General features: G+C 71.4%; 9 protein-coding genes and 1 pseudogene. All 10 read right to left on the reverse strand.

The window, feature by feature from the left end; translation table 11 throughout:
• Positions 1-5: 5 nt before the first annotated feature.
• A complete protein-coding gene (locus H7J89_RS01195) occupies positions 6-6,377 on the reverse strand; it encodes a type I polyketide synthase (RefSeq protein ID WP_264035744.1) in 6,372 nt (2,123 codons plus the stop codon).
• 51 nt (positions 6,378-6,428) lie between these two features.
• The gene (locus tag H7J89_RS01200; RefSeq protein WP_264035745.1) at positions 6,429-7,490 is read right to left on the reverse strand and encodes a type III polyketide synthase; all 1,062 of its coding nucleotides are present in this window, start codon (positions 7,488-7,490) and stop codon (positions 6,429-6,431) included.
• Positions 7,491-7,599: 109 nt separating this feature from the next.
• Positions 7,600-9,018 (reverse strand): argininosuccinate lyase, encoded by a 1,419-nt coding sequence (argH, locus tag H7J89_RS01205; protein WP_264035746.1) that lies wholly within the window; start codon positions 9,016-9,018, stop codon positions 7,600-7,602.
• Positions 9,015-10,223, reverse strand: a complete 1,209-nt coding sequence (locus H7J89_RS01210) for an argininosuccinate synthase (RefSeq protein WP_067210198.1) — start codon at positions 10,221-10,223, stop codon at positions 9,015-9,017. The genes argH and H7J89_RS01210 overlap by 4 nt, the downstream gene beginning before the upstream one ends.
• Before the next feature lie 16 nt (positions 10,224-10,239).
• Positions 10,240-10,734, reverse strand: coding sequence for an arginine repressor (locus H7J89_RS01215; RefSeq protein ID WP_264035748.1), 495 nt, complete (start codon positions 10,732-10,734; stop codon positions 10,240-10,242).
• Between the two features lie 73 nt (positions 10,735-10,807).
• A complete protein-coding gene (gene argF, locus H7J89_RS01220) occupies positions 10,808-11,737 on the reverse strand; it encodes an ornithine carbamoyltransferase (protein ID WP_264035749.1) in 930 nt (309 codons plus the stop codon).
• On the reverse strand, positions 11,734-12,927 hold the full coding sequence (locus tag H7J89_RS01225) for an acetylornithine transaminase (RefSeq protein ID WP_264035750.1): 1,194 nt from the start codon (positions 12,925-12,927) through the stop codon (positions 11,734-11,736). The genes argF and H7J89_RS01225 overlap by 4 nt, the downstream gene beginning before the upstream one ends.
• Positions 12,924-13,805, reverse strand: a complete 882-nt coding sequence (argB, locus tag H7J89_RS01230; protein WP_372513684.1) for an acetylglutamate kinase — start codon at positions 13,803-13,805, stop codon at positions 12,924-12,926. The genes H7J89_RS01225 and argB overlap by 4 nt, the downstream gene beginning before the upstream one ends.
• Positions 13,806-13,882: 77 nt before the next feature.
• On the reverse strand, positions 13,883-15,136 hold the full coding sequence (argJ, locus tag H7J89_RS01235; protein WP_276041546.1) for a bifunctional glutamate N-acetyltransferase/amino-acid acetyltransferase ArgJ: 1,254 nt from the start codon (positions 15,134-15,136) through the stop codon (positions 13,883-13,885).
• Positions 15,091-16,150, reverse strand: a pseudogene (gene argC, locus H7J89_RS01240) (N-acetyl-gamma-glutamyl-phosphate reductase). Before argC ends, argJ begins: the two are co-directional and overlap by 46 nt.
• Positions 16,151-16,169: the final 19 nt, after the last annotated feature.

Raw genomic sequence — 16,169 nt, forward strand, 5'->3', positions numbered from 1 at the left:
TGGTCTCAGTGGCCGAGTTCTTCGTCGAGGATGGCAAAGAGTTCGCTTTCGCTGGCGGCATCGAGGTCGGCGTCGAGGCCGTCCGGGGCGGGGTGGTCGGCGGGGCCCAGGGCGGCGAGCAGGTTGTGCAGGCGGGCCCGCAGCGCCGATTTGTCGCCCGCAGCCCAGTCGGGTTGGCTCAGTAGCGCCTGCAATTCCCGGGTGATGTCGGTGAAGCGGGCCATCAGGTCCGGCTGGTCGCTCGCCCCCGTGCCGGCCAGTTGGGTGTCCAGGTGCCCGGCCAGCACCACCGGCGTCGGATAGTCGAAGATCAGCGTGGGCGAAAGCGTCAGCCCGGTGGCCGTTTTCAGCCGGTTGCGCAGTTCGACGGCGGTCAGCGAATCGAAGCCCAGGTCACCGAATGCGCGGGCGGGGTTGATGTCGGCGGGGTTGGGCAGCCCCAGCACCGTCGCCGCGTTGCCGCAGACCAGGTCGGTCAGCTCACGGTGGCGCGCGTCCGGGGCCAGGCCGTGCAGCCGCGCGGCGAGACCGGTCATCAGGGCGGTGGTATCGGCGTCGTCGATGACGCGCCGGGTGGTGCGAGCGGCCAGCTCGCTCAGCAGCGGGGGCAGCGCGGCTGCGTTGTCGGACAAGGCAACCCGATCCACCCGGGCGGCCATCAGCACCGGGGCATCGACCAGCATGGCGGCATCGAACGACTCCAGCGCCTGCTCGGTGGACAGCGGCGCGATGCCGAGCCTGCTCATTCGGGCCTTGTCGCGCTCCCCGAGGTGGGCCGTCATCGCCGAGGCCTGCTCCCACAGACCCCACGCCAGCGACAGGCCCGGAAGCCCGTGCGACCGCCGGTACGCGACCAGCCCGTCGAGGAAACTGTTGGCCGCCGCGTAATTGGCCTGGCCCGGGGTGCCGACGATGCCGGCCATCGACGAAAACACCACGAACGCGGACAAATCCAGCTCCCGGGTCAGCTCGTGCAGGTGCCAGGCCCCGTCGACCTTGGCCCTCAGCACCGCGTCCACCCGGTCGGGCGTCAGTGACAAGACCAACCCGTCGTCGAGGATGCCGGCCGCGTGCACCACACCGCGCAGCGGATACTGCGCCGGTATCTGCGCCAGCATCGCCGCGACCGCGTCGCGGTCGGAGACGTCGCACGCCACCACCGACACCTCGGCCCCGGCCTCCTGCAGGCGATCTACCACATCCGCCACCCCCGCGGCCTCAGCGCCGGCGCGGCTGGCGAGAACCACATGGGCGACGCGATAGCGGTCGACGAGGTGATGGCCCAGCGCCGAGCCGGCCATGCCGGTGCCACCGGTGATCACCACGCTGCCGCCGGCCAGCCCGCCGCACCCGCTCAGCACCGCCCCGGGCCCCGACGGGATGGTCAGCGCGACCTTGCCGATGTGGCGGGCCTGGCTGACGAACCGGTACGCGGCCGAGGCGCATCGCACATCAAAGGTCTTGAGCGGCAGGGGCGTCAAGGCGCCGTCCCGCAGCAGCCCGACGATCTGCGTCAGCATCGCCGCGGTGCGGTCGGCGCCGGCTTCCAACAGATCGAAGGCGCAATACCGCGCGCCCCGATATCGTTCGGCGATGACGTCCGGATCGCGGACGTCGGTCTTGCCCATCTCGATGAACCGCCCACCGGGGGCCAGCAGCCGCAGCGACGCGTCGGTGAACTCTCCGGCCAGGGAATTGAGCACCACGTCGACCCCGGCCCCGCCGGTAGCCGACGAGAACTTCTCCTCGAAGTCCAGCGTCCGCGAATCGCCGATGTGGTCCTCGTCGAATCCCATCGCGCGCAAGGTGTCCCACTTGCCGCGGCTCGCGGTGGCGAAGACCTCGGCGCCCCAGTGCCGCGCGAGCTGGACCGCGGCCATGCCCACCCCGCCGGTGGCGGCGTGCACCAGCACACGCTCACCGGCGCGCAGCCCGGCCAATACCGACAACCCGTAGAGCGCGGTGAGGAACACCACGGGCACTCCCGCGGCCGTGACCAGCGACCAGCCTTCCGGTACCCGGGTGACCAACCGCTGATCCACCACCGCCTCGGAACCGACCACCCCCAGCAGCCCCATCACCGCATCGCCGACCGTCAGGCCCGTCACGCCGGGCCCGACCTCGACGACCACGCCCGCGCCCTCGGCCCCCAACTGACCACCGCCGGGATACATGCCCAAGGCCACCAACACATCCCGGAAGTTCACCCCGACCGCGGCCACGGCCACCCGGACGTGCCCGGCCTCCAGTTCCACCGGCGGGCACGGGCTGACCACCAGGTCCTCCAGCGTGCCCCCGCCGCCGGCGTCCAGCCGCCAGCCCCCCGACGGCAGCCGCAGCACCGCTGCCCGTCGCGCCGGCCGCATCCGGGCGGCGTAGGCCACACCGGCGCGGACCGCCAATTGCGTTTCGCCGCAGCCGATCACCGCGCGGGCGTCCAGCGATCCGTCGGAGTCGATGAGCACCACCCGGCCCGGATGCTCGGCCTGGGCGGATCGCACCAGCCCCCACACCGCCGCACCGGCCAGGTCCGCGACGTCCTCACCGGCGAGCGCGACCGCCCCGCGGGTCTGCACCGCCAGCGTCCCGGATCCCTCGTCGCGCAACCAGGATTGCAGCTCGCCCAAAGCCTCGGTGGTGGCCGCGTGCACCGACCGCACCACATCGTCGCCGTGGGCGCCCGGCTCCCACAGCGTAGCTTCGTGATCGATGTCGTTGCCGGTCAACGGTATCGGTGACCACGCCACCTCGAACAACCCTTCGGTGGGCGCGGCCGCGAGCGACAGCTGCCCGGCCGAGACGGGGCGCATCGCCAACGAGCGCACCGACAACACCGGCAGCCCGCCGCCGTCGGCCAATTCCACCGACACCGCCCCGGCGCCGGTGGGCGCCAGCCGGACCCGCGCCCGCGATGCGCCCGCCGCGTGCAACGACACCCCTTGCCAGGAGAACGGCAACACGGTCTGGCCCTGTCCCGCGGCGACGCCTAGCGCGTGCAGCGCGGCGTCCAACAACACCGGGTGGATGCCGAAGCCACCGTCTTGCGCGCCGGCGTCGTCCGGCAGCGCGACGTCGGCGAAGATCTCCTCGCCCCGACGCCACATCGCCCGCAGGCCGCGGAAGGCCCGGCCATACTCATAGCCCCGCTCCGCGAGCCGCGCGTACGCGTCGGCCACGTCCACCGGTGTCGCCCCCACCGGCGGCCACATCGACAGATCCCCGGCCGGTGGCACCGCCGCTGGCCGCACCAGGCCCTGGGCGTGCAGCACCCAGTCCGACTGGGCGCCGGCCGAATACACCGATAACTCGCGCTGTCCCGATCCGGCCGCGGCGCCGACCACCACCTGCACCTGCACGCCGTCCGCCGCCGCCAGCACCAGCGGGGCCGACAACGTCAGCTCCTCGAGCGCCGCACATCCGACCTCGTCACCGGCGCGGATGGCCAGTTCCACGAATCCCGCACCGGGGAACAACACCGTGCCGCCGACCGCGTGGTCGGCCAGCCACGGCTGCGCGGCCGTCGACAGCCGGCCCGTCAGGACCACCCCGCCGGAATCGGGCCGCTGCACCACCGCGCCCAGCAGGGCGTGCCGCGCCCCGGCCAGCCCGAGGGTGGCCACGTCGCCCGAACCCGTCGATCCTCCCGGTAGCCAAAATCGCTGCCGCACAAACCCGTACGTCGGCAAGTCCACGCGCCGTCCGCCGAGGCCGGCTATGGCGGCCCGCCAGTCGACCGGCACTCCGGCCACGTGGGCCTGGCCCGCCGAGAGCCAAAATCGTTGTAGCGAACCGTCATCGCGGCCCAGCGACGGGACCACGAACGCGTCGCCGCCGCAATCGGCCACCGTCTCTTCGACGGCGGCGAGCAGCACGGGGTGCGGGCTGCATTCGACGAACACGCCATACCCGGCGCCGCACGCATTGCGCACCGCCCGTTCGAACTGGACCGGTTGCCGGATGCTTCGGTACCAGTAGTCGGCGTCCAGGCCCGCGGTGTCCAGCGGGTCACCGGTCACGGTGGAGAACAGGGCAACCGGGGACGTCCGCGGCGCGATGCCGGCCAGCGCCTCGGCCAGCTCCGCGCGGATCGCGTCGACGTGCCGGGAGTGGGAGGCGTAGTCGACGTCGATCCTGCGGGCGCGCACGCCGCCGGCCTCGCAGTGCCGCATCACTTCGTCGAGCGCATCCACCTCGCCGGACACCACCACCGCGGAAACACCGTTGACCGCAGCGATATTCAGCCGATCGCCCCATTCGGCGATCAATTCCTCGGCGCGGGCCGCGCCGCAGGCAAGCGACACCATGCCGCCCGCACCCGACAATCCCACCAGCAGCCGGCTCCGCAGCGCCACCACCCTGGCGGCGTCCTCCAGCGAAAGCCCGCCCGCCACGTAGGCCGCCGCGATCTCGCCCTGCGAGTGACCGATCACCGCATCGGGGACCACGCCCACCGAACGCCACAACTCGGCCAGCGACACCATCACCGCCCACAACACCGGCTGCACCACGTCCACCCGGTCCAACCCGGGCGCACCCGGCGCCCCGCGGAGGACGTCGACCAACGACCACTCCACGTGTTCGGCGAGCGCCTTCTCGCAGCGCTGCAGGTGTTCGGCGAAAACCGCCGAACTGTCCAGCAATTCGGCGCCCATGCCGAGCCATTGCGAGCCCTGCCCGGGAAACACGAACACCGTCTTACCCACCGGTTGCGCCCGGCCCACCACCGCGCCCGCGCCCGGCGCGCCGGCGGCCACCCCGGCCAGCTCCGCCAGCAGGCGCTCGCGGTCCGCGCCAACCAGCACGGCCCGGTGTTCGAACAGCGACCGCGTCGAGACCAGCGACCACGCGACGTCGACCGCCCGCAGACCCGGGTCGTCGTTCACCCGCGCCAGGAGCCGGGACGCCTGGTTGGCCAGGGCGTCGGCCGATCGGGCCGACAGCACCCACGGCGCCGGCGCGTCATCGCCCGCGGGCGCGGGGCTTTCGGGCTCCAGCGGCGGCTGCTCCACGATGACGTGAGCGTTGGTGCCGCTGATCCCGAACGACGACACCCCCGCGCGGCGCGGCCGGTCCTGCGCCGGCCACTCCCGCGCCTCGGTCAGCAGCGACACCGCGCCCGCCGACCAATCCACATGCGGCGTGGGCACATCCACGTGCAGCGTCTTGGGCATGACGCCGTGCCGGAGCGCCTGCACCATCTTGATCACGCCGCCGGCGCCCGCGGCCGCCGAGGTGTGGCCCATGTTGGACTTGATCGACCCCAGCCACAGCGGCCGGTCCGCCGGCCGGTCCTGCCCATACGTCGCCAGAACCGCTTGCGCCTCAATCGGATCCCCGAGGGTGGTACCCGTGCCATGCCCCTCGACCAGATCCACGTCGGCCGTGCGCAGCCGCGCATCGGCCAGCGCGGCGCGGATAACCCGCTGCTGCGACGGCCCGTTGGGTGTCGCCAGCCCGTTCGAGGCGCCGTCCTGATTGACCGCGGACCCGCGCAGCAGCGCCAGCACCGGATGCCCCAGACGACGCGCGTCGGAAAGCCTTTCCAGCACCAGCACGCCGACGCCTTCGGAGAAACCCGTCCCGTCGGCGGCGCCCGCGTAGGCCTTGCACCGCCCGTCGGAGGCCAGCGCCCGCTGCCGGCTGAACTCGATGAACATCGCCGGCGTCGCCATCACCGTCACGCCGCCGGCCAGCGCCAGGTCACATTCGCCGGCGCGCAGCGACCGGGCCGCCAGATGCATGGCCACCAGCGACGACGAACAGGCCGTGTCGACCGACACGGCCGGACCCTCCAAACCCAGCGCGTAGGCCACCCGGCCCGAGGCCACGCTCAGCGTCGACCCGCGTAGCCCGTAGCGCTCCAGGTGTCCCGGCACCCGCCCCTGGCCGCCGTACGAACCGTGAAAGATTCCCGCGAACACACCCGTCGCCGAGCCCCGCAGGTCGGCGGGGTCAATCCCGGCCCGCTCCAACGCCTCCCAGGACACCTCCAGCAACAAACGTTGCTGCGGGTCCATCGCCAGCGCCTCGCTGGGTGCGATGCCGAAGAACGCGGCGTCGAAGTCGGCCACATCGGCCAGGAAGCCGCCCGACCGGGCGTAGGACTTCCCCACCGCGTCGGGGTCGGGATCGAACAGCCCGGACAGGTTCCAGCCGCGGTCCGCGGGGAAATCGGAGACCACGTCGCGGCCCTCAACCACCATCTGCCACAGGGCCTCCGGGGAATCCACTCCCCCGGGATACCGGCAACCCATACCGACCACCGCCACGGGTTCGGTTGCCGCGGCGAGGTATTCGCGGGCCTCGCGCTTCAGGCGCTCGTTTTCCTTCAGCGATGCGCGGAGGGCCCTGACGAGATCCTCGGGGTTGCTGCTCACGGGACACGGCCTGGGCGAGAAATTACGGGGTGCAAGAGGCGATGCCTTAGCTCAGTGCCAGCGCAACAATACGAGTTCGGAACAGAATCCGGGACCCATCGCGATCATCAAGCCGGGGCTGCCGCTGGGTGGCGGCTTGGCCCGGGTGTCCCGCAACACGTGCAGCACGGACGCGGACGAGAGATTGCCGATCTCACCCAGCGAGCGCCACGTCAGTTCCAGCGCATCCGGCGGCAGGCTCAGGCTCGCGTTGATCGCATCGATGATCTTCGGACCGCCGGGATGGCTCACCCACGCCCCGATGTCGCTCGTCGTCAGCCCGTGCGCACCGAGGAACCCCGTGACGTCCCGCTCGATGTGCTCCTCGACCACTTGGGCCAGGTCCTTGGCCAGCACGAGCTCGAATCCGGCGGCGCCGACGTCGTAGCCCATGGTCCGCAGCGAATCGGGATAGAGCGTGCTGCGCGAATCGAGGATGGCGGGCCCGCCGGCGCCCATCCGTTCGGCGCGGCGCTCGCCGACGGCGACCACGGAACCGGCCCCGTCGGCGAACAGCGCGCTGCCGACCAGCCCCGGCAGCGACGGCTTGTAGCCCGGGTAAGTGAGCGAGCAGAGCTCGACCGAGATCAGGGCCGCGGCGGCGTCGGGCGCCCCCCGCAGGTAGTCGTTGAGCCGGGCCACGCCCGCGGCGCCGGCAACACAGCCCAGGCCGAACAGCGGCACCCGGCGCACGTCCTCGCGCAGCCCCAGCCGCCCGGCGATCCGGGCGTCCAGGGAGGGCACGGCCAGGCCGGTGACCGTCGTGGTGATCAGCACGTCCAGGTCCTGCGGCCGCAGGCCGGCCTCGTCGAGCGCGCCCGAGAGGGCCTCGCAGCCCAGGTTGACCGCGTTTTCGATGAAGATCCGGTTGGCCAGGCCGAAGTCGGTCAGGGAGGGATAACGCTCCAGCGGCAACACCAGGTGCCGGCTGTTGACCTTCGAGCTGGCGTGCAACTGCCGGACGATGTCCTCGTAGCCCTCGAACTCCGGGATGCTGACGAAGAAGTCGGTGAGCTCGCGCTGGGAGTAGCGATACGGCGGCAAGGCGCCGGATACGCCCGCGACGACGCTCATTGCTCCCACCCCTTGACGACGAAGATCAGCCCCGAAATGTTCACCCGGATCACTTTCTGCGGGCAGTTTAGTCGGGATGCCATCGCCCGGCACAGAAACCAAAGTCCTCTCATTCCCTGCCGCCGAGCCGCGATTTGAGCTCCTCGGACTCGGCGAGGACGGCTTCGAGCTGCTCGGCGACCCGGACCGGCGCGGTGCCGCCCCGCCGGTCGCGCGACGCCACCGACCCCTCGATCGTCAACACCTCACGGACCTGCGGCGTCAGCTCGGGGCTGATCGCGGCCAGCTCGTCGTCGGTCAGCTCGTCGAGCCCGACCGAGCGGCCCTCGGCCGCCCGCACGGCGGCCCCGGCGGCCTCGTGCGCAGCCCGGAACGGCACTCCCCGGCGCACCAGCCATTCGGCGATGTCGGTGGCCAGCGTGTAGCCGGCCGGAGCCAGGGCCGCCATCCGCTCGACGTCGAACGTCAGGCTGGCCACCAGGCCGGCCATCGCCGGCAGCACCAGCTCCAGCTGGGCGACCGAGTCGAACACCGGCTCCTTGTCCTCCTGCAGGTCGCGGTTATACGCCAGCGGCTGGGCCTTCAGGGTCGCCAGCAGCCCGGCCAGGTTGCCGATCAGCCGCCCGGACTTGCCGCGGGCCAGCTCGGCGATGTCCGGGTTCTTCTTCTGCGGCATGATCGAGCTGCCGGTGGACCACGAGTCGTGCAGCCTGACGTAGCCGAACTCCGTCGAACTCCACAGGATGATGTCCTCGGCCAGCCGCGACAGGTCGACGGCGATCATCGCGAAGATGAAGGCGGCCTCGGCGGCGAAATCCCGGGCAGCGGTCGCGTCGATGGAGTTGTCGGCGGCCTCCGCGAAACCCAGCTTGGCGGCGATGGCGTCCGGGTCCAGCCCCAGCGACGAGCCGGCCAGCGCCCCCGAGCCGTACGGGGACACCGCGGCGCGCCGGTCGAAGTCGACGATGCGGTCGACGTCGCGCAGCAGCGGGTGCGCGTGTGCGAGCAGGTGGTGGGCCAGCAGGACCGGCTGCGCGGACTGCAGATGCGTCTTGCCCGGCATGATCGCCGTCGGGTGCTCGGCGGCCTGGCCGGCCAGCGCGGCCACCACCTCCAGCGCCCCGTCGGCCACTCGGCGCACCGCGTCGCGCAGCCACATCCGGAACAGGGTGGCCACCTGGTCGTTGCGCGACCGCCCGGCCCGCAGCCGGCCGCCCAGGTCGGGGCCGACCCGGTCGATCAGCCCGCGCTCCAGCGCGGCATGCACGTCCTCGTCGGTCACCAGCGGGGTGAAGCTGCCATCGGCCACGTCCTCGGCGAGGCTGTCCAGGCCGGCCAGCAGCCCGTCACGCTGCTCCTCATCGAGCAGTCCCGCGTGAAACAGGATCACGGTGTGGGCCCGCGAGGCGACGATGTCGTAGGGGGCCAGGACCCAGTCGAAGTGGGTGGACTTGCTCAGGGCGGCCAGCGCGTCCGACGGGCCGTCGGCGAACCGCCCGCCCCACAACGAGCCCTCGCGCGTGCTCACGCTTCGTCGGCAGCCAGGTCCCGGCGGGACGCGATCTTGGACGACAGCCCGTGCACGTAGACGAAGCCCTTGGCGGCCGACTGGTCGAAGCTGTCGCCCTCGTCGTAAGTGGCCAGATTGAAGTCGTAGAGCGACTGCGCGCTGCGCCTGCCGTTGACGGCGATGTGGCCGCCGTGCAACACCATTCGGATCTCGCCGGTGACGTGCTCCTGGGTCTTCGCGACGAAGGCTTCCAGCGCGGTTTTCAGCGGCGAGTACCAGAGGCCGTCGTAGACGAGCTCGGCCCAGCGCTGGTCGGTGTGGCGCTTGAAGCGGCCCAGTTCGCGCTCCAGCGTGACGTGCTCGAGCTCGGTGTGGGCGGTGATCAGCACCATCGCCCCGGGCGCCTCGTAGATCTCGCGGCTCTTGATGCCCACCAGCCGGTCCTCGACCACGTCCAGGCGCCCCACCCCCTGGCAGCCCGCGCGGCGGTTGAGTTCCTCGATGGCAGCCAGCACGGACACCGGTTTGCCGTCGATGGACACCGGAACGCCGCGCTCGAACCCGACGATCACTTCGTCGGGCGTGTTCCAGTTGATGGTCGGGTCTTCGGTGTAGGAGTAGATGTCCTTGGTGGGCGCGTTCCAAAGGTGTTCCAGGAAACCGGTTTCCACCGCACGGCCCCATACGTTCTGGTCGATGGAGAACGGCGAACGTTTGGTGACGTTGATCGGGATGGCGTTCTCCTCGGCGAACGCGATCGCCTTCTCCCGCGTCCACGCGTAGTCGCGGACCGGCGCCAGCACCTCCAAATCCGGTGCCAGCGAAGCGAATCCGACCTCGAACCGGACCTGATCGTTGCCCTTGCCGGTGCAGCCGTGCGCGACGATGCTGCCGCCGTGTTCGCGGGCGGCAGCCACCAGGTGCTTGGCGATCAGCGGCCGGCTGATGGCCGACACCAGCGGGTAGCGGTCCATGTACAGCGCGTTGTTCATGATGGTGGGCAGGCAGAATCCCTCGGCGAACTCGTCGCGGGCGTCGACGACGACGGCCTCGACCGCGCCGCAGTCCAGGGCCCGCTGGCGGACGACCTCCATGTCCTCGCCGCCCTGGCCGAGGTCGATCGCCACCGCCACCACCTCGCGGCCGGTCTCCTTGCCGATCCAGCTGATCGCGACCGAGGTGTCCAGACCGCCGGAATACGCCAGAATGACGCGATCTGACATGAACCAATCTCCTTTTTTAGGTGAGCTCTTCTAGGGTGCGGGCCAGCTCGGCGCCGGTCATCGGCTCTCGGGCGGCCACGAAGACCGTGTCGTCGCCGGCAATGGTGCCGACGACGTACGGTAACGCCGCGCGGTCGATCGCGCTGGCCAAATAGTTGGCGCCGCCGGGCGGGGTGCGCAGCACCGCGAGATTGGCGCTCGCGTCGGCGGAGACCAGGAGTTCACTAAGCAGCCGGGACAGCCGCGCGGTGCCGCCGGAGACGCCGCGCACCGGGCTGCCGTCCTCGGGAACGATGTAGACGCCCACGCCGCCGTCGGCGCCGCGCAGCTTCACCGCGCCCAGCTCCTCGAGGTCGCGCGACAGCGTGGCCTGGGTGACCTCGATGCCCTCGTCGGCCAACCGGGCCGCCAGCTCGCTCTGGCTGCTGATCGCCGCCGACGACAGGATCGCCACGATGCGGTCCTGCCGGCCGGCCCGGGTGGTCTCGGGGGTGGTCTTGCTGCGGGTCATTGCGCCCGCTCCTCCTCATCGCTGCGTCCCCCGCAAGCGGGAGGTGCCCCCACTGCATCGTCGCGGCCGGGGGTCATGAGCGCCGCTCCAGCAGCCACACCAGCAGCGCCTTCTGGGCGTGTAGCCGGTTCTCGGCCTCGTCCCACACCACGCTGGCCGGCCCGTCCATCACCTCGTCGGTGATCTCGTCGCCGCGGTGGGCCGGAAGACAGTGCAGCACAATGGCTTCCGGATCGGCGAGGCCCAGCAGTCGCTGGTTGACCTGGAACGGCCGGAACGGGGTGAGGCGGTCCAGGCCGTCGCCCTCCTGCCCCATCGACGTCCACGTGTCGGTCACCAGGACGTCGGCACCGGTCGCGGCTGCGTCGGCGTCCGTGGTGAGGGTGACCGAGCCGCCGGTGGTGTCGGCGCGCTCGCGTGCCGCCGCCGTGAAGGCGGGGGCGGGGGCGAAGCCGTCCGGCGCGGCGATGGTGACGTGGATGCCGGCGGTCACGCCGCCGAGCAGGAGCGAGTGGGCCATGTTGTTGGCGCCGTCGCCGAAGTAGGACATCCGCAGTCCGGCAAGCGATCCCTTGCGTTCGGCGATGGTCTGTAGGTCGGCGAGCACCTGGCAGGGGTGGAACTCGTCGGAGAGCGCGTTGACCACCGGCACGGTGGCCACCTCGGCCATGGCCTCGAGTCGGTCCTGCTCGAATGTCCGCCACACGATGGCCTCGACGTAGCGGGACAGCACCCGCGCGGTGTCCTGCAGCGTCTCGTCGCGGCCCAGCTGCGTGCTGCGGGCGTCGACGACGACGGCGTGCCCGCCGAGCTGGGCGATGCCCACCTCGAAGGAGAACCGGGTGCGGGTGGAGTTCTTGTCGAAGAGCACCGCGACGCCGCGGGGCCCCTCCAGCGGCCGGCAGCTGAACGGGTCCTTCTTCAGGTCGGCGGCCAGCTGCAGCACCTCGGCCTGCTCCTGGGGCGACAGGTCGTCGTCGCGCAGAAAGTGGCGGGGGGTCATTCGGCGGCCCTGTCCAGGATGCCCGGCAGCGCGGCGACGAAGGTTTCGAGCTGGGCTTCGGTGACGATCAGTGGCGGTGCCAGCCGGATGACCTCGGGTGCGGCGGCGTTGACCAGGAAACCGGCTTCCCGCGCGGCGTTTTCGGCTTCCTTGGCGCGTGGCGCGGTCAGCACCATGCCTTGCAGCAGGCCACGTCCACGCACGTGGTCGATCAGCGGGTGGTTCAGGGATTCGATGCCGTGGCGCACCGACTTGCCCAATACGTCGGCGTGCCGGACCAGGTCCTCGTCGGCGATCACCCGCAGCACCGCCCGCGCCGCCGCCGCGCAGATCGGGTTGCCGCCGAACGTGCTGCCGTGCAGGCCGGGCGCCATCAGGTCCGCGGCCCGCCCGACGGCCAGGCACGCGCCGATGGGCAGCCCGCCGCCCAGCCCCTTGGCCATGGTCACGACGTCCGGGGTGATGCCGTCATGCTGATGGGCGAAAAACGCTCCGGTGCGGCCCATCCCGGTCTGCACCTCGTCCAGGACCAGCAGCGCGCCGTGCCGCGCGGTGATCTCGCGGGCGGCGGTCAGATAGCCCTCGGGCGGGACGACGACGCCGCCCTCCCCCATGATCGGTTCGAGGAACACCGCGGCGGTGGCGTCGTCGACCGCGGCGGCCAGCGCCTCCGTGTCGCCGTAGGGCACATGCGTGACGTAACCCGGCAGCGGCTCGAACGGCGCCCGCTTGCTCGGCTGACCGGTCAGCGCCAGCGCGCCCATGGTGCGGCCGTGGAAACCACCCTGCGCCGCAACGAGTTTGGTGCGTCCGGTCAGCCGCGACAGCTTGAACGCCACCTCGTTGGCCTCGGTCCCGGAGTTGCAGAAGAAGACCCGCGGCGGCGCGCCGGTCTTGTCGGAGCCCAGCAGGGCCGCCAGCTCCTCGGCCAGCGCGATACCCGGTTCGCTCGCATACAGGTTGGAGGTGTGGCCCAGCGTCGTCATCTGCCGCGTGACGGCCTCGATGACCGCGGGGTGGCGATGGCCGAGGACGTTGACCGCGATGCCGCCGAGCAGGTCCAGGTACGTGTTGCCGTCCACGTCGGTGACCACGACGCCGTCACCGCTGGCCAGCGCAAGCGGCGGGGTGCCGTAGTTGTTCATCATCACGGCTTCCCAGCGCTGCTTGATCGCTTCGGATTCACTCATTGGCTCACCACCTTGGTGCCGGTGCCCGCATCGGTGAAAAGCTCGACCAGTACGCAGTGTTCGACCCTGCCGTCGATGACGTGCGCGCTGGGCACACCCGCTGTCACGGCCCGCAGGCACGCTTCGACCTTGGGGATCATGCCCGCCTCCAGGGTGGGTAGCAGTTGCGCGAGTGTGGCGGTGTCGATTTCGCTGACCAGCGATTCGCGGTCCGGCCAGCTGGTGTAGAGACCCTCGACATCGGTGAGCATCAACAGCTTTTCGGCCCGCAGGGCCTCGGCGAGCGCCGCCGCGGCGGTGTCGGCGTTGATGTTGTGCACCACGCCCCCGGCGTCCGGGGCGAGCGTCGACACCACCGGAATGCGGCCCGCCGCAATCAAATCCAGCACCGCGGCGGTGTTGACCCGCTCGACGTCCCCGACCAAACCGATGTCGGTCGCCACGCCGTCCACGGTGACGCTGCGCCGCACGGCGGTGAACAGTTGCGCGTCCTCGCCGGTGATGCCGACGGCGTAGGGGCCGTGCGCGTTGATCAGGTTGACCAGTTCGCGGCCCACCTGGCCGAACAGCACCATCCGCGCCACGTCGAGCACCTCGGGCGTGGTGACCCGGAAGCCGCCCTTGAAGTCTCCCGCGATGCCGAGGCGCCGCAGCATGGCGGTGATCTGCGGGCCGCCGCCGTGCACGACGACGGGGTGGACGCCGCAGTTGCGCAGGAAGGCCATGTCGGCGGCGAAGGCGTGCCGCAGCGTGTCGTCGGTCATGGCGTTGCCGCCGTACTTGATGACGACGATCTTGCCGTACAGCTGCTTGAGCCAGGGCAGCGCTTCGGCCAGCACCTGGGCTTTGACCCCGGTCGGCAGCCCTTGCGTGCGCACGGATATGCGCCGCTCTCCCCCGCAAGCGGGAGGTGCCCCCACCTCATCACTGCGTTCTGCATCGTCGCCGGTGCTGCTCATGAGCTGTATGCCGAGTTCTCTTCGACGTAGGCGTGCGACAGGTCGGTGGTGCGCACGGCCGCGGAGCCGCCACCCACGCCGAGGTCGACGGTGATGTCGATGTCCGCGCCGGACAGGTCCACCTCGCGCGCGCCCGGCGCCCCGACCCCGTCGACGCAAACGGCAAAGCCGTTGAACGACACAGTGATCCGATCCGGATCGAGCGTGACCGGCGCCATCCCGACGGCGGCCAGCACGCGCCCCCAGTTGGGGTCGGACCCGAACACCGCGGTCTTGACCAGGCTGTCGCGGGCGATCACCCGCGCCGCGGTCAGCGCGTCGTCGTCGGAGGCGGCCCCGGTGACGGTGACGGTGACGCGCTTGGTCACGCCTTCGGCATCGGCCTGCAGCTGCGCGCACAGGTCGTCGCACACCCGCAGCACGGCGTCGTCGAGATCCGCCTGCGCGGGGGCGATCCCGCTGGCCCCGGAGGCCAGCAGTAGCACCGTGTCGTTGGTCGAACAGCTACCGTCGATGTCGAGCCGGTCGAAGGTGAGCGCGGTGGCGCGGCGCAGCGCGCGGTCGAGCGCGGCCGGTTCGGCGGCCGCGTCGGTGGTGAGCACACAGAGCATGGTGGCCAGCGACGGCGCCAGCATCCCCGCGCCCTTGGCCATCCCACCGACCGTCCAGTTGCCCGGGTGGTGCAGCGCAACCTGTTTCGGCACCGTGTCGGTCGTCATGATCGCGCGGGCGGCCTCGTCACCGCCGCCGAGCCCACCGGCCATGTCCTGCACGATGGTCCGCACCCCGGCGAGCACCTTGTCCATCGGCAACCGGTCGCCGATCAACCCGGTGGAGCAGACCGCGACCTCGACGGCGCCGGTCTCGGTCCCCCAGTGGGACAACGCGGCCGCGACCGCCTCGGCGGTGGCGTGGGCGTCCTGGAAGCCACCCGGCCCCGTGCAGGCGTTGGCACCGCCGGAGTTGAGGATCACGGCGCGTAGCGCCCCGGTGGTCAGCACCTGCTGGGTCCACAGCACCGGCGCGGCCTTGACCTTGTTGCGGGTGAACACGCCGGCCGCCGCGTAGTCGGGCCCCTCGCTGAAAACCAGGGCCAGGTCGCGGTTGCCCGACGCCTTGATGCCCGCGGCGATGCCGGCGGCCCGGAACCCGGCCGGCGCGGTGACGCCCTGTTCGCGCACCAGGCGAGCCTCGGTGGTGCGGGTCACGGTGCCACCCCGACCATCGAAAGGCCTTGTGTCTCCGGCCATCCCAGCGCCAGGTTCATCGACTGCACCGCCGCGCCGCCGGTGCCCTTGACCAGGTTGTCGATGGCGGCGATGGCCACGAAGGTCTCCGCGGCCTCGTCCACCGCGACGGCCAGGTGCGCCGCGTTGCTGCCGATCACCGATCCGGTGCGGGGCAGCTGACCCTCGGGTAGCAGGTGGATGAAAGGTTCGGCGTCGTAAGCCTTTTCGTAGGCGGCCCGTAGCTGCGACAGCGGCGTACGGGTGCGCGCGGTGCAGGTGGCCAAGATGCCGCGCGAGGTCGGGATGAGTACCGGGGTGAACGACACCGTGACGTCGCGGTCGGTGACGGCCCGCAGGCCCTGGGCGATCTCGGGGGTGTGCCGGTGGGCGCCCGCGATGTTGTAGGCCCGCGCGGATCCGATGACCTCGGAGCCGAGCAGATCGGTCTTGGCGGCGCGGCCGGCCCCGGAGGTGCCGCTGACGGCGACCACCGTGACGGCGGGCTCGATCAGGTCCTCGGCCACCGCGGGCAGCAACGCCAGTAGCGCCGCGGTCGGATAGCAACCCGGGACGGCGATGCGGCGCGCCCCGCGCAACCGCTCGCGCGCGCCGGGCAGTTCGGGCAGCCCGTAGGGCCAGCTGCCGGCGTGCGGGGAGCCGTAGAACCGTTCCCAGGCGCCGGCGTCGGTGAGCCGGAAGTCGGCGCCGCAGTCGATGATCAAGGTGTCGGGGCCGAGTTGTGCGGCCAGCGCCGCCGAATGCCCGTGCGGCAGGGCCAGGAACACCACGTCGTGGCCGGCCAGCACGGCGAGTTCGGTCGGCTCGACCACGCGCTGGGCCAGCGGCGTCAGGTGCGGATGGTGCTCGCCGAGCATGCTGCCGGCGCTGGTCGCGGCTGTCAGCGAACCGATGACGAGGCGGCCGTCGGCGTAGGCCGGATGCCCGAGCAACAGCCGCAGGATTTCACCGCCCGCATAGCCGCTGGCCCCGGCGATCGCCACCCTCAATACGTCGGCCATTCCGCCGATTCTGCATGGTTATGCATTGCTTTGCA

Source organism: Mycobacterium paraffinicum (assembly GCF_025822865.1).
In the GTDB taxonomy this organism is placed as follows: domain Bacteria; phylum Actinomycetota; class Actinomycetes; order Mycobacteriales; family Mycobacteriaceae; genus Mycobacterium; species Mycobacterium paraffinicum.

Bases quoted from the DNA above. Each gene is read 5' to 3' on its own strand.
- H7J89_RS01215 (WP_264035748.1), bottom strand. From the start codon at position 10,734: ATGACCCGCAGCAAGACCACCCCCGAGACCACCCGGGCCGGCCGGCAG.
- H7J89_RS01200 (WP_264035745.1), bottom strand. From the start codon at position 7,490: ATGAGCGTCGTCGCGGGCGTATCCGGCGCCTTGCCGCCGTATCGCTAC.
- H7J89_RS01210 (WP_067210198.1), bottom strand. From the start codon at position 10,223: ATGTCAGATCGCGTCATTCTGGCGTATTCCGGCGGTCTGGACACCTCG.
- argJ (WP_276041546.1), bottom strand. From the start codon at position 15,136: ATGGCCGGAGACACAAGGCCTTTCGATGGTCGGGGTGGCACCGTGACC.
- H7J89_RS01225 (WP_264035750.1), bottom strand. From the start codon at position 12,927: ATGAGTGAATCCGAAGCGATCAAGCAGCGCTGGGAAGCCGTGATGATG.
- argF (WP_264035749.1), bottom strand. From the start codon at position 11,737: ATGACCCCCCGCCACTTTCTGCGCGACGACGACCTGTCGCCCCAGGAG.